Source organism: Paraburkholderia sp. J63, from assembly GCF_905220245.1.
Taxonomy (GTDB): Bacteria; Pseudomonadota; Gammaproteobacteria; order Burkholderiales; family Burkholderiaceae; genus Paraburkholderia.
Window position 1 is genome coordinate 1 of sequence record NZ_CAJMZF010000059.1, and the last position, 19000, is coordinate 19000.

The 19000-nt window shown below is 61.4% G+C and carries 17 protein-coding genes and 1 pseudogene; 10 read left to right on the forward strand and 8 right to left on the reverse strand.

From position 1 onward, the window contains the following. Positions 1-108 precede the first annotated feature (108 nt). The 5 genes and pseudogenes from U5775_RS35340 to U5775_RS35360 all read left to right on the forward strand — a co-directional run bounded on the left by U5775_RS35340 (position 109) and on the right by U5775_RS35360 (position 4115). Entirely contained in the window at positions 109-357 is a 249-nt protein-coding gene (locus tag U5775_RS35340; protein ID WP_322062773.1) for a hypothetical protein, read from the forward strand. A gap of 141 nt (positions 358-498) precedes the next feature. Then, the gene (locus tag U5775_RS35345) at positions 499-744 is read left to right on the forward strand and encodes a hypothetical protein (RefSeq protein ID WP_322062774.1); all 246 of its coding nucleotides are present in this window, start codon (positions 499-501) and stop codon (positions 742-744) included. Continuing rightward, positions 741-2487 (forward strand): annotated as a pseudogene (locus tag U5775_RS35350) (integrase). Before U5775_RS35345 ends, U5775_RS35350 begins: the two are co-directional and overlap by 4 nt. 28 nt (positions 2488-2515) lie before the next feature. Further along, positions 2516-3496: an ATP-binding protein gene (locus U5775_RS35355; RefSeq protein WP_322062775.1), complete on the forward strand. Its 981-nt coding sequence runs from the start codon at positions 2516-2518 to the stop codon at positions 3494-3496. Further along, entirely contained in the window at positions 3462-4115 is a 654-nt protein-coding gene (locus U5775_RS35360; protein ID WP_322062776.1) for a hypothetical protein, read from the forward strand. The genes U5775_RS35355 and U5775_RS35360 overlap by 35 nt, the downstream gene beginning before the upstream one ends. Before the next feature lie 47 nt (positions 4116-4162). Here the strand turns inward: U5775_RS35360 and U5775_RS35365 are convergent, their stop codons facing one another. The 5 genes from U5775_RS35365 to U5775_RS35385 all read right to left on the reverse strand — a co-directional run bounded on the left by U5775_RS35365 (position 4163) and on the right by U5775_RS35385 (position 10321). Next, complete coding sequence (locus U5775_RS35365; protein ID WP_322062777.1) at positions 4163-5923, reverse strand: phage integrase family protein; 1761 nt, start codon at positions 5921-5923, stop codon at positions 4163-4165. Then, positions 5924-8140 (reverse strand): ATP-binding protein, encoded by a 2217-nt coding sequence (locus U5775_RS35370; protein WP_322062778.1) that lies wholly within the window; start codon positions 8138-8140, stop codon positions 5924-5926. Between the two features lie 242 nt (positions 8141-8382). After that, positions 8383-8685, reverse strand: coding sequence for a helix-turn-helix domain-containing protein (locus tag U5775_RS35375; protein ID WP_322062779.1), 303 nt, complete (start codon positions 8683-8685; stop codon positions 8383-8385). A gap of 160 nt (positions 8686-8845) precedes the next feature. Further along, positions 8846-9205, reverse strand: coding sequence for a response regulator (locus tag U5775_RS35380; RefSeq protein ID WP_322062780.1), 360 nt, complete (start codon positions 9203-9205; stop codon positions 8846-8848). Between the two features lie 468 nt (positions 9206-9673). Further along, a complete protein-coding gene (locus U5775_RS35385; protein ID WP_322062781.1) occupies positions 9674-10321 on the reverse strand; it encodes a GntR family transcriptional regulator in 648 nt (215 codons plus the stop codon). A gap of 179 nt (positions 10322-10500) precedes the next feature. Here U5775_RS35385 and U5775_RS35390 point away from each other — a divergent pair, with 179 nt between their 5' ends. From U5775_RS35390 to U5775_RS35410, 5 genes are read left to right on the forward strand one after another with little or no spacing between them, the layout of a single operon-like run. After that, positions 10501-11256, forward strand: a complete 756-nt coding sequence (locus tag U5775_RS35390) for an aldolase/citrate lyase family protein (RefSeq protein WP_322062782.1) — start codon at positions 10501-10503, stop codon at positions 11254-11256. Positions 11257-11303: 47 nt separating this feature from the next. Further along, the gene (locus tag U5775_RS35395; protein ID WP_322062783.1) at positions 11304-12683 is read left to right on the forward strand and encodes an MFS transporter; all 1380 of its coding nucleotides are present in this window, start codon (positions 11304-11306) and stop codon (positions 12681-12683) included. A gap of 10 nt (positions 12684-12693) precedes the next feature. Then, entirely contained in the window at positions 12694-13794 is a 1101-nt protein-coding gene (locus tag U5775_RS35400) for a porin (RefSeq protein WP_322062784.1), read from the forward strand. Positions 13795-13831: 37 nt separating this feature from the next. Then, positions 13832-14635, forward strand: a complete 804-nt coding sequence (locus tag U5775_RS35405; protein ID WP_322062785.1) for a carbon-nitrogen hydrolase family protein — start codon at positions 13832-13834, stop codon at positions 14633-14635. 24 nt (positions 14636-14659) lie between these two features. Beyond that, the gene (locus U5775_RS35410; protein ID WP_322062786.1) at positions 14660-15325 is read left to right on the forward strand and encodes an RraA family protein; all 666 of its coding nucleotides are present in this window, start codon (positions 14660-14662) and stop codon (positions 15323-15325) included. Positions 15326-15694: 369 nt separating this feature from the next. Here the strand turns inward: U5775_RS35410 and U5775_RS35415 are convergent, their stop codons facing one another. The 3 genes from U5775_RS35415 to U5775_RS35425 form a co-directional block, all read right to left on the reverse strand. Further along, positions 15695-16687, reverse strand: a complete 993-nt coding sequence (locus U5775_RS35415; protein ID WP_415913729.1) for a DUF1571 domain-containing protein — start codon at positions 16685-16687, stop codon at positions 15695-15697. Between the two features lie 168 nt (positions 16688-16855). Continuing rightward, entirely contained in the window at positions 16856-17872 is a 1017-nt protein-coding gene (locus U5775_RS35420) for an alpha/beta hydrolase (protein ID WP_322062809.1), read from the reverse strand. A gap of 142 nt (positions 17873-18014) precedes the next feature. Then, positions 18015-18995, reverse strand: a complete 981-nt coding sequence (locus tag U5775_RS35425; RefSeq protein WP_322062787.1) for an alpha/beta fold hydrolase — start codon at positions 18993-18995, stop codon at positions 18015-18017. Positions 18996-19000: the final 5 nt, after the last annotated feature.

Genomic DNA, 19000 nt, shown 5'->3' on the forward strand with positions numbered 1-19000 from the left:
TTTTATTTACCTTTGAATCGTAATAAAAGCGTCAATTCGCGTAAGTCCGCATTAAATTCGTCACTTCGCCTCCTAAACTTCGAATCCCGTCCGTAAGGTTCTGATCTTATGGAAAATTCTCTGAAAATCCCGGCGCCGATCGCACTCGCGCGGCCTCGCGGCGCACGCCGCCTTGAGGCATTCAGCCCGAAGCTTTCGAGGCGAGTGATCTTTTTCCGGCGAGCCTTACTGGATCAGTGGATTCTGCTTGAGGCGAACCCTGCAGTGATCACCTTCTGCGAGCGCCCGGGCTACGTTGTTGTTGAGGGCGTAAAGCGGCTCGCAGATTTCTGGGTCGGTTTTTCTGGTCGACAATAGTTAGTAATCCTTAGTGATGAGAATGCTGGAAGCGCACCGGCTAGATCGCACCACGACCTCGACGCCGCTACCCTGCCAATTCGGACGGTTGCGTCAGCAGAGATCGCTGCAGCGCAGGTATGGATCGAAAACTGGCAGCGTATGTTGCCGTACATCGTCGCGAACCGGGATCTCATTTCTGCAGCATTGTCCCGCGCGATCGAGCGCTTTCTGGCTCACCCGCACAGACTGCTCGAGGTTGAGCGGGAGTTTGTGACTGGCGATTCCGTACTGGTGCGTGCCGCGCTATTTGGCCTGTTGCACGCCGGCAAAATCAGTGCGCGGGATCTACGCACGCAGCCGCTGTCGTTGCTCACGACCTTTCTGGCTGAAGGGGCGCATCCATGAATCGCCGCAAACCGGAGTTGCAGGGGATCGATGTCACGGTGTGGCCGACCGTCGCCTACACGGAGTTCGATGATGACACACGACGTGTTTTCGAATCGCGGATGGAGGCGGTTCTGGGTTACGCCCGAGGCGACTCGCTCGTACAGCTCGAGCAATCGACGGGAGTCGACCGACGCCAGCTCTATCGCCTCCTCCGACGGGCACTTTCTCCCCATCCGGACGGCAGACCCTTCGGCTTTCGTGCCCTGGTCAGGTACGCAAGGATCGCCGACTACGTCAGGTTGCGTGCTGTGGTGGTGCGTGGCGAACGTGGTAGTCGCGGCACAGTAGGTGCGTTTTCCCAGCTTCTGGAACGCTACCCAACGCTTGCGGCGTGGCTGTTGCTGCAGGTGAAACAGCGCCGGGTGTCGCTTGGGCAGATAAATACGGACCGACACCTGCGCACGCGCCTGCGTGGTTTGCAGGCGCTGCATGACGGATTCCTGCGCCAGTGCCGTGAAGTTGGCCTGACCGCTGCGGACTACCCGTTCAACAGGTGATCATCGACGTGTGCACGCGCGTCGTTCTGGGCTATCACATTGTGCTGGCGAGCGAGTACAGCCGCTACGATGTCATCAAGACCATCGAAAACGCGCTTGAGCCGCATCGTTCGAAGACCTTTTCAATCGCTGGCCTTGGTTACGGCGCGCACGACGGCTTCGCGTCGCAGCGGATGACGGAGCTCGCCTATGCCGTGTGGGAGCGGATGAAGCTCGACAACGCAAAAGCAAACCTGGCCGACGACACAATCAGGGTGCTTTGTGAATTTGTCGGGTGCTTCGTCGATGCGGGGCCACGCCACAGTCCGGACGAGCGACCCTATATCGAGCGGTTTTTCGGCACCGTCGCGAGCCGCCTGTCGTCGCGCCTGCCGGGCTACACCGGGTCGCATCCGCGCGACCTGCGGCGGGCGCTCGCTGACCCAAAGGGCAACCTGCGTCTGTATGTCTCGCTCGGGGAGCTCGAGGAACTGGTTGAGTATTCGATCGCGAGCTACAACGGCACGCCGCACAGCGGGCTGAACAATGCGACGCCGCTCGAAGCGATGGAATTCTTTGTTCGCGGACGGCAGACAATGGTGACGTGGCTTGCCGAACATTACCGCCGGACGCTGTGCCTGATGCAATCGGCGCGCCGCTGTCCTGTGCGCGCCTATCTCGACCAGGGTATTCGCCCCCATATCAATCTTCACGGCGTGCGCTACACCAACAGCGTGCTCGCGACCAGCACGCATCTGATCGGCCAGCGGCTGCTCGTCTACATGAACGCCGACGATCTTCGATGCGTGCGTTCCTGCCCGATGGAACCGAACTTGGCGTGCTCGACGCGCAAGGGGCGTGGCGGGTGGTGCCGCACAACCTCAAGTTGCGACAGGAAATCCGCAAGCAGAAAGGGCGGCGCCGGACCGACGCTGCGGGCGGGTGGAATCCAATCGAAGCCTACGTGCAGCAAAAACTCGCACAGGCGAAGAAAACGCGCAAGGCGGCGTCGGAACTTGCACAGGCTGTTCAACTGCTTGCATCGGCGCCGACCGTGCGCATGCCAGCCGGACCGGCACGCGCATCGCAAGTCCCGGAAACCCTGTTGCCGGTCACGATGCCAACGCCTGCGACACCGGTGGCGGAAGCAGCCTTCGTCGACCCTGCGCCGAATGGGCCCGTGCATCCCAGAAAGCTCACGATTGGCACCGGCCAGGTCTTCTAACCCAGGCTCCTGTATTGGAGGCGTCATCATGTCAGTTGAAATTCCACGGCCAGTCGATCCCTCGCTGCATCCGCTCGCTAGCGGCAACTACCGTATCGCCACCCCGGCAATCGAAGCCTTTTACGAACTCGTCGAGCGCTGCCTGCGGTATCGCATCATGGGCGCGCTGATTCACGGTCCGTCACGCATCGGCAAAACCCGGGCGATCGAATACGTGCGCCTGTTGCTCGCGCGCAATCATCCGAGGATGACCAGCTATCACGCGCAGTGCGAGCACAAGCCAAGGCACGCGGAAGGACCATTCTTTGCCAATCTGCTGGAAGCCGTCGGCGACCCGGATCCCAATGCCGGCACGAACCCATCCAAACGCATGCGCCTGTCGCTGCGCATACGCGAGGCGGCGGCGCGTACTGGCAGCGGGACGGTACTGTTGTTCTGCGATGAGGCCCAGCGCTACAACGAAAACGAATACGAATGGTTGCGCGATGTTCATGACGCACTTGACCGTCAGCAGATCAAGCTTTTCACATTTCTGGTTGGGCAGCAGGAACTCCTCGCACAGAAGACGGCGCTGCAGCTCGCGGGAAAGACACAGATTGTCGCGAGGCTGATGGTCGAGGAGTTGTCGTTCTACGGAATTCGCAACGCGCAGGATGTCGCAACCTGCCTGAACGGATACGACCAGACCGCCTATCCGGAGGGCAGCGCGTGGAGCTTCACGCGCTTCTATATCCCGCAGGCATTTGACGCCGGATACCGGCTGGTTGACGACGCCGACACGCTTTGGCATGCATTCGAGGTCGCGCACCACAAGGCCACCCTGCCTGGACGTCTGGAGCTCCCTATGGAATCGTTCGCGCGCGCCGTCGAAATCGTGTTGAAGGATAGCGAGCTCAGGGATGCACCGGGTTATTGTCCGGCAGAAGCGCTGTGGGCTCATGCAGTGCGGCACTGCGGTTACGTTCAGTCACGTCATGCGACCGGTCGCGTCCTCGTCGCCGCAGCGTAGTACGGCGCCCCTGAAGGCACCGTGCTTTCCGATCCTCACGGTCGATGAGCGCAAGCTGACGCCTGCGCTGGGTTACGTCTTCAACAGGAAGTGGCTCGATCCATGCGAGTCCCTCGTCTCGATACTGTGGAAATTCGAGAAGGCGAACGCCCTGCCAGGCCATGTGGTTGCACGACTGCTGGGGCCGGACGTCGATCCGTACGAGGGTGTGGTGCCGCAGTTGGGCATTGTGGACGTCGACCGGCTTCACGAAAGCCTTCGCGTGCCGGCTGAAACACTGCGCGTGGCGTTGTTGCCCGCGATCCCGCGCCGGCGCTACAGTGGGCTTTTCCGCTTCTGTCGCCGTTGTATCGCGCACGGCTATCACAGCGTGCTGCACCAGATGGAGAGTAATGCGCAGTGTCCCGCGCACGACCGCGTGCTGGAGTCAGCGTGCGAGACATGCGGCTACGAGGCGTCGTATCGTGTGAACGTGCGGCTCCTGGAGGCACCCTGCCGTTGCGCGTACTGCGGCGCGAGCTATGGGGGCCAGGGATGGACGCCAGGCCGGAACCCATGGATGACAGCCGAACATCGCAAGGCGTTCACGCGGCAGTATTTCCAGAGATATTTTGGATGAGCAGCATCGGAGACGCGACGACCGGTGCGACGTCCGCTCGGATGAGTTCATGCCGAAGGCCGTCGCACGAAGATGCGCTCGATCTGCCGCGTACGCTGAACGTCGTCGTGATCGAGGTAGATCGAGGTGGTGGTGATCGACGCGTGCCGCAGGTTGTCGCGCACGGTGGTCAGCGTGGCGCCACTGGCGAGCGCATGGGTAGCGTGCGTGTGGCGCATCCAGTGAGGCGTCGCGCGACGCAGCTTGCGGGCGAGCGGTGGGTGATCGGCCTCGATGACATCGGCGGCTGTATGGAAGAACCGGCGCAGTATTTCTCTCAGGCGCGGTGTGGTGATGCCAGCTGACGTATCGAGGTGGCCGATCAACGGCGTATCCGCAGGCCATCGGTCGGGACTCACCGGCAACCCACGTTGCCTCAGATACTGCTCCAGCGCAAAGCGCGCGAGCGGTGGCAGCACAACCTTGCCACCTTTTGCGCCCTTGCCGGTGAGATGCAGCCAGCGCTCGCCATGTACGCCGGCCTGGATGCTGCCGAGTGTGACGCCGACCAGCTCGGCCGCGCGCAGGCCGGTTGCGTAACCGAAGTCGAGCAGAAAGCGTAGACGCTGGGCAGCCGGTACCGCCCAACCATGGGACCACGCGAGGCCATCGGCAATCGTGCGGACCAGCTCCCATTCGCCGGCCGTGAAGGCTCGCGACACGTCCAGTTCGCCGGCGTGCTGTGCGCCCCGTACCTTGAGATCCGCGAACGGGTTCGCCAGCACGTAGCGCCGGTCGATCAGCCACCGGAACATGGCGCGAAGCACTGACAGTGCATAGGCGATCGAATCCGGTGACATCATGCCCGTGAACGGCCGCCACTCGGTGGACGACCGCGGCCGCGCCGGCGCGACCCAGCGGGCTCGCGGCACCGGATGGCGCAGAAAGGTGCGATACGCCGTCGCATCCTCGCTGGCCAATGAAGACAGCGCCTTTCCGCGCTCGACAATCGCCCACAGCAGCAACCGCTCTGCTTCCCGGCGATAGGCACGCCGGGTTTCCGCTGCCTCGTGGCATTCGAGCCAGGCGTTGATTGCCTGCCAGTCGTTATCGGCCTCGAGGGCGCACAGCGGTTTTGGCGCGCGGTAGATTCCCGATGAGCCGTCCACCTCGTGCGGAACGAGGATGGTTTCCCACGGCGTAACGGGGGAGATCGCTTCCGTGGTGATCAAGGCGCGGGCGCGCTCGGTGAGCGCAGGATGCGCGGCAAAGAAGGCTTCGATCCGACGCGCGCTACGTTCGCCGAGGCCGGGTATCACGACCCACCATCGCCGGCGACGGGGGACCCGGACAGTCAGGTCGGCCAGTGTCCGGATGCCGTGTCCATGCAGTACTGGAATGACCCGGGGTGGCAGCCACGTCTCGACCGCATCGCTCACGAGCGGTTGCGGGACCGGAAGTAACGGCAGGGCGGCGAGCGCCCGGATCGCGGCACCGCGATGACGGGTACGTTCGCCGGCCATGCATTGAAACGGCTCTGCGAGATCGGCGCGATGGCGGCTGAGGGCAAATCCAACCATCTGTCGCCGAAGGCGGCCGATCACGCCGCGCGCCGAACGGCTGTCCGCGATGGCTTGGGGGCAATATCGGCTGATCGCGTCGTGTGCCCCGGCACCGTCGTACCACGCGCGCAGCGCGCAGAGGGAGGCGGGAACGATGGGGACGTTACGAGCGACATTCGCGTGAAAGTCTTTCGCGATACCGGTGGCCGAGCGCGTGACTTCAAGAAACTCGAGCATGTTGCGCCGCACGCGCTGCGAGAGCAGCATTCAGCATTGCGCAAGCAGCAGTTCCAGCGCCTCAAAATCGATAGGTTTTAGAAGATGACGATCGAATCCTGCCGCGCGCGTACGCTCGCGGTCATGTTCCTGGCCCCATCCCGTGACAGCGATCAGCTTCATCTGAGCACCGCCAGGCAGCGCGCGAAGCCGGGAGGCGGCTTCAAAGCCATCCATCCCCGGCATGCCGAGATCCAGTAACGCGACATCGGGTCGGAAGTTTGCGGCCTTCCGTAAGCCATCCTCTCCATTAAAAGCGGTCGCCACCGTGTGCCCCCATTGCTCCAGTAACTCCGCTAGCGAGCTTGCCGCATCCTGATTATCGTCGACGATCAGAATTCGCCGCGCAGGTCTGCCATTGGGCTTCGCGTATCCCGGAGCAGAAGCGGTCGCTGCCTCCTCTGCGCAGACGCTCAAAGGCAAGCGAACGGAAAACGTGCTTCCGGCATTGGGTCCGGGGCTCGAAGCACTCACTGCCCCCCCATGCATCTCAACGAGCTGCCGAACGAGCGATAATCCAATCCCCAGTCCACCGGCAGCGTGGTTTTGGTGCGAACGCACCTGGGAAAACATATCAAAAATAGAGGACAACGATTCTGCAGGGATCCCAATGCCGGAATCTGTAACGCTGACGACCGCGTCGTCGCCTTCGCGGCGCTGGCGAAGGTCGATCGTTCCACCGTCCCTGGTGTACTTGGCTGCGTTCGACAGAAGATTTGAAAACACTTGCGTGAGCCGATCAAAATCACCGTTTACCGTCATTTCCTCATCGGACGGGTGGATTAGTAACAAATGCCCATGGGCGTCGATGATCGAGCGCGAGGCCTCAGCGCTTGCGGCTAGTACGGTGCGCAAATTTACGTTTTCACGCCGAAGCGTAACCTTGCCCGAGGTGATGCGGCTGACATCAAGGAGGTCATCGACCAGGTGCGCCAACATGTTGACTTGACGAACCATCATGTCGATCGTTCGCGCGATGGGTGCACTGGGCGATCCATGAAGCCGCGCGATCTGCAATCCATTTCGTAGTGGCGCCAAGGGATTCCGGAGCTCATGAGCGAGGGTGGCCAAAAACTCATCCTTGCGCCGGTCCGCGTTGCGCAGCGCTTCCTCGGCCGTCTTTCGTCCCGTTAGATCAATCGCGGTGCCAAACCATTCGATGACAGCACCCTGATCATCCATGACCGGAATCGCACGGGAAAGCACCCAGCCCCGTGAACCATCAGCGCGAAACACCCTATGTTCGAGTTCGAACGGACGTTTATCCGCCACCGCCTGCTGTATAGCCGCAGTCACGCGCTCCCGGTCATCCTCGGGGATATACCGTTGAACCCAGTTTGTATCGAATGCGGTCGTGTCGGCGAGCTGATTTCGTCCATCCAGCGTCCACATCCCACTCCAGTCCGGGTTCATTCGATACAAAATATCGTGGGTGGTCGTCACGAGCATCCGGTAACGCTCCTCGCTCACCTGAAGGGCTCCAGAGGTGGTCCGGAGTTCCTCAAGTGCGCGGCGCAGGGCCTGAGTTGAATTGGCCCAGTCAGAGTCATGGGTGCTCAGCAACAGGCCTGCGAGATCGGGATGACTTTGCATCAAAGCCTTCATATCGCTCTCAATTTCCAGCGCAGGATGCGTTTCAGTCCAATAGTGGGCCGTGCGGATGAAGGCGAGGAAAGCGACCAGGAGCTCGAAAGTTCGCTCCCCAACGGCGTGCAGCACCGCGGAGCGGGCACGATCCGCGCCACGCGGGGCGATAAAAAGTATGGTGAGGGCATCAAACAACGCGGCCTCAAGTTCGCTCTCCCCTTCGGGAAGGCTCACGGGAGATTTGAGGCTTTCCAGTCGCGCAAGCGACCGATCTAGCTGCATGGAGTCGGGCAGGGGTCTACGCAGCAGTGCAATCGCTTGCTCAATGGTCTGCGGTCCCACAGAACCGTCGCCGGCTGGCCGCCCCTCGCCGACCAGAAAACCCACGTGACGAATGATGCAATAGCGAATCTCACAGAATCGTGACAGTTGGACAAACAGTCGCTCTTTGAAAAGTGACGGTAGTGGGCTGTTAAGGTATGCCGATTTGGCGAAGCCCCACAACTCTTCGATCAAACCAGGGGCGCTTGCTGCAGTGCAGAAGAAATTCGGCAGAACGCCAAACCGGGCGCGCACCTCTGCCGGGAAACGGTCTGTCGCGCTTGCTGCTGTATCACTCATGAGCAGTCCTGGTAGGCTTGTGGCTGGAGGCGTCCCAAATCCCGAGGGTTACCATAAATTTCTGATGATCTGACGCCCGGGCGACGATCTAAAGCACTCGAACCCCACAGACCGGCACGCCGGTGAACCACCAGAAATAGCGTCACATTAGACCGTCAGTCACGGGAACGCAACGCCGCCCATCTAGATGAACGTTACGTTGCTCGTAATACGGCTGAATCCGGCCTTCCGCGACCGGGCAGTCACCGCACAAGGTAGGCCTCGTGGCAGAGTGCTGGACGGATCTGTTGGTTCAGCGCTTTGATTGCCTCGATCAGCCGCGCGAGCCCATCGGCGGTAAGACGCGGCCGGCGCCCGACGTCGCCCACTCCCATCAGCGCATCTGCACCGCCCGCCGCGAAAACGCTCTGATAACGCCGCGCTGTTGCTGGACTCAAATCCAGCACAGTCGCTACGCGCGCGATGTCTATGCCCGCAGCCAGCATCCGGGCTGCTCGCGCCCGGCGACCCGACCACCGTGGTCCGGCGGTGTTGTTGGTGCTCATCGCCACTCTCCACTGAACCTGCACGGATGATCTTTGCTTTCCGTCATTGACGCCATCAGGACTGGATCGAACCCGGTCGAGGTTCAACCCTGATGGCGCAGCCACCGGTCATGCCGGAAAGATCGAGCAGGGATGACTGTTTCCGGGGCGGCGAATTCCCCTAGCAGGGCCTCGGTAAAAGCCGCTCTACCGTCATGAGCATGACGCCTGCGGATATGGGCTTCTGCCAAAACGCATCCCACAGAGCTTCGCTCAAGGCTGGTTTCTCGCCTGCACTGGCCAGGATGATTGGGATTTTAGCCAGCTTCGGATTACGTTTGAGTTGACGACAAAATTCAATCCCGTCCATTCCTGGCATATGCCAATCTGTAACAATCAGGCCCGGGTGTAGAACGCTCGCGGCTGCCAGACCCGCGTCAGTGTCTCCAGCGCTCGCGACCTCGAACTTCTTCAAGCGCAATATGCGCTTCCATGCAACGATGATCGCGGGATCGTCATCCACAATAAGAATCGTCGGCATGAGCGAGGAGGAATCGACTTGAATAGCGGAATGCTACGCCGACACGTTGCATACGGCAAAAGCCCGCACAACTTTCGGCTTCCGACATTCGACAGTGGGAATCTGAAGGCCCGTTGCAGGTCCAACTGAGCCGAAACGTATCGGGCACTACCCGGCCATGACGCGCCAGTCGCCAGCACAACTTCTCGGACGTTCGGGCGTCGGTTCCACTTGAACAATCGGCCGTTCGACTCTGGTCGGGGAGCGTTGCACATTCCGCCTTTGCATCATGAGCCAAGCCTCGCCGTGGAGCTCGGTGTCTCCTCAATCGAAGACGGAGTCACGCCACTGCCGACGCTTTCCCGCAAACCATATATCAGCCGGAACCACAACTTGACTGGCTGTTAGCCGTACTTGCAGATTTCCAAAATGGCACTTGGGCGATCGACCACGATCGCCACAAACGATCAGGCAAGACAGACGGGATGTTCAGTCACGACGGAATCTGGGAGCCCGATCCGACGTTAAATGCACACCAAGTAACCGGACCGCTTCGGGGGCGTCGTATCTGGAAATCGCCTCCAGCAACGCCCGATGCTCCTCGACCAGTTCATCCACACGCGAGACGTCTACCGGACACGAAACGGTGGCCAAGATGAAGCGAAAACGCAGGCGATCGAACAGCTCGACAAGCAGGTCATTCCCGGTGAGCTTCATCAATTCACGATGAAACAGGCGATCCTGCTCCGCGGCTTCGAACGTATTGTTCGTGAGCAGGTTATCGCGCAGTGATTCGACGTGACCGGACAGCGTTGCCGGCAGCGTGGAGCGATTCTGGCAAATCACCCTGACCGCGTGACTTTCGAGCGCAAAGCGTGCGTCCATGAATTGGCGTAGTTCATCCACCGTCACGCTGCGCACACGGGCGCCACGACGCGGAAGAAGCTCGACAAAGCCATCGGCATACAGGCGGTGGAGCGCTTCGCGCACGGGGGTTCGGGAAACGCCAATCTCGTCGGAGATTGGCCCTTCCTCGATGAATTCCCCGCTGCGAAAGCTTCCGCGGAGAATCTGGTCCCGAACGTGCGCATAGGCACGGTCGCGTGCTGAGAGAGTGTTCCCGTGCGCGTCATCCATAGCGTTTCCTTAAATATACGCCGAGTATACATCAAATCGTCTAACTCTTCGGGCCGAAGGTATACCCGTATTGCGGGCGCGCTTATGCTTCTTCGACAATCTCTCGCATCCATCGTGTATACATGGCGGATACACGAACAACGCTCGAGCACGTACTACCCTCTCACATCCATCTGACTATGACGCTTTCAACTTCGCATCTCGGGCTCTGGTTTTCGGGTCCAAATATCGCCACGGCCGAGATCGCCCATTGCATTGGCTTCAGGGTTGCCATTCTCGACATCGAGCACGGCACGTTCGACCTCGACGCGCTTGACCGCTTCATTCCGTTCCTCAAGGCGAAGCAGTTCGAGGTATTCGCGAAGGTGCTGGGCCCCACGCGCGAAGCCATCCAGCAGGCGCTGGATTTCGGCGCGGACGCCGTGATCATTCCGCATATCTCGGGCGTGGAAGAGGCGCGACGCGTTTGTGCGTATTCAAAGCTGCCGCCGCTTGGCGACCGCAGTCTGGCAGGGGGCCGCACTACGAACTTCATGTATCCGCCTGACAGCTGGATCGACGAGCAGGACAAGCGCACGCGCTGCTATCCCATGATCGAAGACGAAAATGCGCTGCGCGAGGTCGCAGGCATCCTTGATCTGCCGACGGTTGATGGCGTGTTCATTGGCCCGACCGATCTCTCCATTCGCCGTGGCCGGGGCATCTACAAGAAGCAAGACGGCGACTGGGACGACCTTCGCTCGATTGCCGCTGCGGCCAAGGCGGCGGGCAAGCCGTGGCTGTTTCCGGCGTGGAGCCCGGAAGAAAGGGCCTTTGCGGTGAAGCACGGCGCGCACCGCATGTTCATCGCGATGGAGCAGGTCGCGCTCGCGCACGGTCTCCAGCAGATGTGGCAATCCACCGTCCAGCTTCTTGATGCCCCCGTTTCGGCTTGAGGCTCGCCAACCCGCTCAAGGACCGCTTCACTTTCGGCTCATTCATCATGAAACCCACCTCGGCACCACCCGTCGCTTCTGGATCGCTTACCGGCGCCTGGACGCTCACTGTTTTTCTTTGCATCGCGATGATCGTGTCGATTGTCGACCGGTTTGCGCTCGCGCTCGTCATCGACCCCATCAAGTTGCGATTCGCGCTTTCGAATACGCAAATCGGGCAATTGCAGGGGCTCGCGTTCGGGATGTTCTACGCCGTCCTCGGCATTCCTTGCGGCTGGCTTGCCGACCGGTGGTCGCGCAGATGGACCATTCTGCTCGGCCTGTTGATCTGGGGCGTCGCTACCGCAGCGTGCGGGCTCGCCACAAGCTTCCCGCAACTGCTGGTCGCACGCATGCTCGTTGGTGCAGGGGAAGCCGCGCTTGCGCCGGCCGGCTACGCCATCATTCACGAGCGCTTTCCGGCAGGCAAGCGCAACGCCGCGATCAGCCTCTTTCAGGTGGGCGCTGTAATAGGCTCGGGATCCGCATTCTATGTGGTCGGCGGTCTCTTCGATCACCTGAAGTCACTCGGTGGCGTCAGCCTTCCCGTGGTCGGTGTGCTCGCTGCCTGGCAGGCAACCTTTATCTGCGTAGCGTTGCCAGCCATCGTGCTGCTGCCGCTGCTCGCCTATGCGCTTCGCGGTGAACGCACCGTATCACGCACAGCCGGTTCTTCGCCCGTCGATGGTTCGATGGCCACTGACGGGACGAGCCTGAAGTCGTTTCTTGCCAGCAACTGGGCATTTCTCGGCACGCTGTACGTCGGCATGTCCGGCCTGCTCACCTTGAACTACAGCCTGCTTTCGTGGATCCCGACCATTTTCGGGCGGGAATTTCACTGGACGCCGGGCGAAATCGGGCGCCCCTACGGCCTGATCGTGTTGATTTCCTGTGCGGCGAGCATGCTCGTTGCTGGCACGCTTGCGGATGCCATTCAAAAGAAGGCCAGTTACGCGGCCACGCTCAAAATTCCGGGTGTGGCGGCATTGATTGCGTTTCCCGTCCTCGGCCTTTTCTTTATGGCCCAGACACCCGTGGCGGTACTCGCGTCTACGGCGTTACTACACGCCCTTTGCACGTGCGCCGTTGGCGTGGCACCGGCGCTCATCCAGAGCCGGACACCTGCTCAACTCCGCAGCCGGGTTTCAGCCATCTATGTGCTGCTCGTAAATATCTGTGGTCTGTCTATCGCCCCTTTGCTGGTTGGGTTCGCGGTTGATCAATTGCCTGCGGGGGGCGCGGCGCTTCGCATGGCGGTGACCCTGGTCGGTGTCCTCGCTCTTGCAATCTCGGCCGGACTGTTCAGCACATACCTGCTTCTCCAGTCCCGGCGCTCGCAGGTACCGCAAGCACTGGACAGGAACCTGTCGCAGTCCGATACACAATGAACGAACGAAAATGACTAGAACCCTGAAACTTTCTGCTTTTGCGCTGGCCACCCTCGGAGCGATCTGCCAGCAGCCTTGCTCCGCCTCTTCGATGACGTTGTACGGCACGCTCGACGATGGCATCGCCTATATCAACAACGTGGGCGGCAAATCGGCCGTCAAGGCCCAGAACGCCGGCTCGTGGTCCAACAACTTCGGCTTTCGCGGAGAGGAAGACTTGGGTGGCTCGACCCGGGTATTGTTCAACCTCAACAGCACGTTCAACCTGAACAATGGCGTGCTAAGCAACAATGGCGCGCTGTTCGGCAATAGCGCGTGGCTCGGTATCACAAATGACCAATATGGCACGCTCGCGCTCGGGCGGCAGTTCGATTTCACCGTCGACCTGCTGCTTTACTCGAGTGCGGCCAGTTCCACCCTTTTCTCGTTCCATCCCGGCAGCGTCGACCGGATCAACGGTGTGACGCTCAGCAATTCGGTACGCTACGAGTCTCCCAAATTTGCCGGCTTCTCCGGCAAGGCACTCTACAGCTTTGGAGATCCGAATGGCGGAACCAACAGCCGGCGCTCCAACAGTTTCGAGCTGACCTATTCGAACGGTGTGCTTGACGGCATTTTGGTCTATTCGAGCATCGGCGGAACGAGCATTACGCCTTCCACGTCCATGGGCGTCAGCGAGTTCTTCGGCACGCCGCTGTCGCTCTCCACTGCCACACCGCTCGCGTTGCGCACCACCGACATCTACGCAGCTGCGGCGCGCTACCACATCGGCTCGGTGACGCTCAGGGCGCTCTACACCGACGTGGTGTTCACCTCGGCGAAAAACGGACGCACGGAAAAGCTACGCACGCCCGAGATCGGAGCCTCCTGGCAGATCACCACCTTTTCGCTCGTCACTGCGGGCTTCTGGCAGTCACGTCTTGACGATTCGCGGTGGAATACGCTGAACGTGAGCTACGACTATTTTCTCTCCAAGAGGACCGATGTGACGGTCGGCGGCAATTTCCAGCGCACGAGCGGCCCCGGCCAGGTTGCCAGCCTGTTTACGGCAGGTAATTCGTCCACGACCAGCCAGGTTGCACTCTATGCCGGGATTCGACACCGCTTCTAATTTTTTCCAGTTAACTTAGTACTACAAAGGACAAGCAATGAAAGTTACCGTAATTCAATCCAACGTAACGGATGATCAGCAACTCAATCTGGCAAAAATGCAGCGGCTGCTCGCCGAGGCCGTTGCCGCCGACTCGCCGGATCTCGTGGTGTTCCCGGAAATGGTTGCCTGCATCAGCATCTCACCCTCGAAGATGCGCGAGTCCGCGGGCGCCTTTCCCGGCAGCGAACTGTTCGAGGCGTTTTCGGCCATGGCGTCTGCGCACAACGTCCTTCTCCACATTGGCAGCGCGATGGAGCTTGAGGACGACCGTGTGTACAACACCTCACTGCTCTTCGGCCGAACGGGTGAACTGCTCGGCAAATACCGGAAGATCCATCGTTTCGATGTTGTGCTTCCAGACGGCACGGAGATTAGGGAATCCAAGAACGTCGCACGCGGCGAGCGCGTTATGTGTGTACCCGTTGAGAGCTTCAACCTCGGTATGACGATCTGCTATGACCTGCGTTTTCCGGAACTCTTTCGCGCGATCGCCGACAAGGGAGCAGATGTCATCGTTGTGCCATCAGCCTTCACATTCCAGACGGGCACAGATCATTGGGAACCGCTACTGCGTGCCCGCGCGATAGAAACCCAGTGCTATATCGTCGCACCGGGTCAGACGGGAACCTTCGAGAACGGCAAGTTCATGAACTACGGACATTCGATGATCGTTGATCCGTGGGGGCAGGTTATTGCGCAGGTTTCCAATGGCGAAGGTTTTGCCACTACCCGGATCGACCGGAAATATATCGAGACTGTTCGCGCGCGCATTCCGCTCCGGCAGCATCGCGTTCTCTGATCGGCAATTGAGAGAGGTTCATCTATGTTCATCATCAATGAAATGCCCGCGAAGGTCGAGCCTGCTACCGTCGAGCGTGCGAGCTTCGCCGAACCGGCGACGATCGGCCATTTCCGGATCATGGGGTTTCCGCGAAAAACAATCCGGCCGCTGCACGATTGTGGCCGTCGTGTAGGAACCGCCGTCACCCTTGCCCTTCCGGGTGCCGATTCGACGCTGCTCCATCATGCCGTCGCGATGCTGCGCGAAGGCGATGTGCTGGTGATCGACCGGCTTGGTGACGATACCCATGCGTGCCTCGGCGGGGGAGTTGCCTACGCAATTGCGAATCGCGGCGTAGCGGCCGTCATTATCGACGGTCCGATCGCCGACCCTGGTGAAATTCGCGAGATCGGCTTGCCGGTGTGGGCAAGTGGTGTAAGCAGCGTCACAACGCGACTACTCGGTGCAGGCGGTGTCATGAACGCGCAGATCTCCTGTGGGGGCGCTGTTGTTCGTCCAGGCGACCTCGTCATCGCCGACGAGGGCGGCGTGGTGTTTCTCCCCTCTCCGGAAGCCGATTCCGACATCGAACGGGCTATGGCCATGCAGGAGATGGAAAAGCGGGGACTTGGCTCGATGGGTCCGAATGCTGCTCTGGGCGAACTGACGGGTGCGACTGCGTTGGTGCAAGCAAAACTCCAAGCTTGACGATTCACTTCAGCGTTCCCGTATCCGATGCCGCATTTCCCTCTGGAATGCGGCTTTCCACAGCGCACGCTTGGCGACCTCGCGGTAGTCCGGTACAGCGTGTTGCGCGGTCTACCCGCTCGATCCAGCTACGTATCGGTGTCCGCTACACCCAGATACCTGCCCTTGCATCCCGGTTGCCCGACCGGCGGCTCAGGGTCGACACCGGAAGCCCACAGATGGCGACAGACTAGGTTGCCGTAGCCGCTCCTCAGCGCCATCCGGTTGGCACCGCGTCGATTGCCCGGTGCGTGTTGACAAATTTAATATCGCAATGGATGACGTTTTTAATGCGGTCTACGCCTTTGTCCTGCGCGTCGCAAACACGTACTAGAACTTGTAGTCGGGATTCTTCGGATCGAACGCTTCGGTGTCGAAGCTCTTCGGCGTGATGCTTTCGATCACGATCCTTTCGAAGATCTGGCCGTCGTCGTCGTAGGCTTCGACGGTGCGGAAATACGGACGGCGCAGGTCGAGCCCGAGTGTCTGCTTCTTCGCATAGAACTGCGGCTTGCCGGCCGGCGAGACATACGTGAGCGCGACCACGCGCACGCCGGCTATCGTCTTCACCTCGACTTGCGGCTTGTACGGCGCGCCCACTTCGACGTACTTCTTCGCGTCCGCCATGAACTGGCTCACGATGAACTCCGTGCCGAGCTCCGTGATCTTGTGATTCGATTGCGAGCGCGCGAGCGAGCCGTCGAGCGCGGTCCACATCGGCATGACGCCGAGCAGGCCGCCTAGATGCCCGTACATCTGGTCGCTGCGTTTCGAGGCGTCGTAGATCACCTCTTCGCCCGAATGCTCGCCGTCGGGCAGCCACTTCGCGTAGATGCGCAGCGGATCATGATCGAGCTTGACGAGCATATGTGCGGGCTTGCTGGGCCACTTGCCGTTCAGGCGCTCCCAGCGCGAGAGCACGAACTCGTACGACGGATAGCCCGACGGCCCGAGCTGGATGAGCGCGGGCACGACGAGCGGATCGAACGCCTGGAAGAGCGCCGTGAGTTGCGCGTCGCTCATCTTCACGAGCGCGCCGCTCTTTTGCGCGCGCTGAAGCCAGCGGACCTGCTGTTCGAGAGGGAGCTTGCCGACATCGGCTGCGGCGTTGCCCGATGGCTTCGCCGCGACGGGCGCGGCGTCTTGCTGGGCGCTCTGCTGTGGCGTTGCGCTGGCGGGCACATCGTCTTGCGCAAAGGCCACCGTGCAAGCGAAGGCGAGCGCCGCACAGGCGAGCGGCGCAGCGAGGCGCCGCGCGCGCCACGCCGGCACGCGCGCAGGCCTGGCGCCGGGCGGCATCGAATGCAATGAGTTGGTATTCATGGTCTGGCTCCCTGTGTCGCTACTTTTTTGAACGAAACGTTAAACAGAACGGCAAACGGCGCGGAGAAAAGCGCGATGGTAATGGCTGCGCTGCGCGTTGTTTCTCAATTTCCTGTTCACCGTTTTGCGCCGCGCCCAGTTGGTTCGTATTCCTGTATAACGCTCACGCTAGCGGACGGACTGCATCGCCGACCCGCTATGCAACGGCGCTGGAGCGACGGGCACATGCGCGCCATCGTGCTGGTCCACGGCGATCGGGTATTCGTCATTCGTCTGCATCGTGCCCGCGATCGCTGCTCGCAGCCAGTCGCAAGTGGTCGAGGGCGCGGTGACGGGCAGCATATGGCCGCCATCGACGACCTTGAGCGTCACGCGCTCCGAGCGGCGGCGCAGCGCATCGCCGTGACGCATCCAGTCGAGCACGATGTCGTCGCGACCGAACAGCACGTCGACGGGAACCGTTAGATCTGCGTAACGTTGCTCCATCTGTTCGAGATCGTCCGAATCTTCGATGGCGATGAGGTCCATGGACGCGTTGTAGAACCCCGTCGGCCTCACGCTGAGGAGCGCGCCGCCGCGCGTGCGGAAATCCGCGGGCACAGCCTCGGGCGCGAATACGGCCTTGAGCGTCGGGGTGCTTGTGGCAAGGCCGAGGGGCGTGGCGAGCGTATGCGCCATGAAGCGGCGCACGCGTGCCGAGCGCACAGCGAGCGCGCGAAACGCCTTGGGCACCTCGGTCTGCACATGGGTGAGCGGGGCGATGAGCGCGAGCCGCGCGACCGATTCGGGATGATCGAGCGCGACGGCCAGCGCGACCGCACCGCCGAGCGAATGCCCCACGAGCACGGGCGCCTTCAGACCGAGCGCAGCGATGAAGCGCGCAATCGTGTTCGCCTGCGCACGAATATTGGCGGCGCTATGCGCGCCGCGCGTGGAGTACCCGGAGCCGGGCCGGTCGACGAGAATCACGCGATGCTCGCGCGCGAGCGCTTCGAGAGGCAGGTAGGCGAAATTGCGCATTTGCCCGCAGAGGCCGTGCACGAATACGACGGGCGGTTTATCGCCGTTGCCGTGGCTATTGCCATACTCGGCGTAGTGGATGCGCTCCCCGTCGATATCGATATGTCGGCCGTCCATCGGCACGGCCCGTTCGATGCGGCGCGTCGCGCGCCGCGTGAATGACATGAGCGCGGCGCAGGCCGCGGCTATCACGACGATTCCCGGTACGAGGGGCAAGACGATGGCGTTCACGCGGTCCTCTGCTGGCAAGATTGGGAGAAAGTGAAGAATGCGAAATTCTTCGTTATCCAAAGTACAGGAATAGATATCAGATACCTTCAGGCAAGCCGCGTTCCGGTGTATCGCCGCAGGTATCGGCATCGTCTGCGAATTGCGGTTGCGCTGTCGTCGGCTGCGTGCCGCGCTTCGTCCACGCGATGAACTGTTCGATGCGCGCGGCAATGAGCGGCGCGTCGCGCAGCACGGTCCAATGCGATGCGTCGATGACCTCGCGCCGGTAGCGGCCCAGCCATTGCGCGACGCCCTCGGACAGGGCCGGCGTCACATAGTGGTCGAAGCGCGGCACGATGAATTGCACGGGCACCTCGGTGCGCCGCTCGCGCGGCCGCCAGGCGCGCGCGACGAAGTTGGCGCGATAAAGCTGCAGCCCGTTGATGCCGTTGCGCAACTGATCGGGATCGCGCTTCGCATGGACGCCCTCGGTCTTATGCAGCCACCACGGCCACAGTGCGGCGCCGCCCAGGCGCCAGACGAGTTGCGGCACGAGCGGCAGATGGAAGAACGCGATGTACCAGGATTTCAGCGACTGCGCGAGGCTCATGCGCGCGCGAAACACGTGGTCGAGGCACGGCCCCGAGATCGACGTGTACGAAGCAATGCGGGCCGCGTTGGCCGGGTCGGTCACGGCTTCCCAGCACTGGATCGAGCCCCAGTCGTGCGCGACGAGATGAAATGGCCGCCCGCCGCAGGTGGCATCGGCCACGGCGGTGAGATCGCGGGCGAGCTGGGCGAGCCGGTAATCGGCGCGCCGTTGCGGCGCCGCCGAGGCGCCCATGCCGCGCACGTCGTACGCAATCACGCGAAAGCGCGTATCGAGCTCGCGGCGCAGCATCTCCCATACGCGCGCCGAGTCTGGATAGCCGTGCACGAGGATCAAGGGCGGGGCGTCGGGTGGCCCGCTCACGTACACGGCCAGGCGCACTCCGTCCGAGACCGCTTCGAGCCTTGCCGGCACCGAAGCCGAAGCCGCGTCGCGCTCATGCGAATCGTCGCCCATCGCTTTGCTCATCGCGC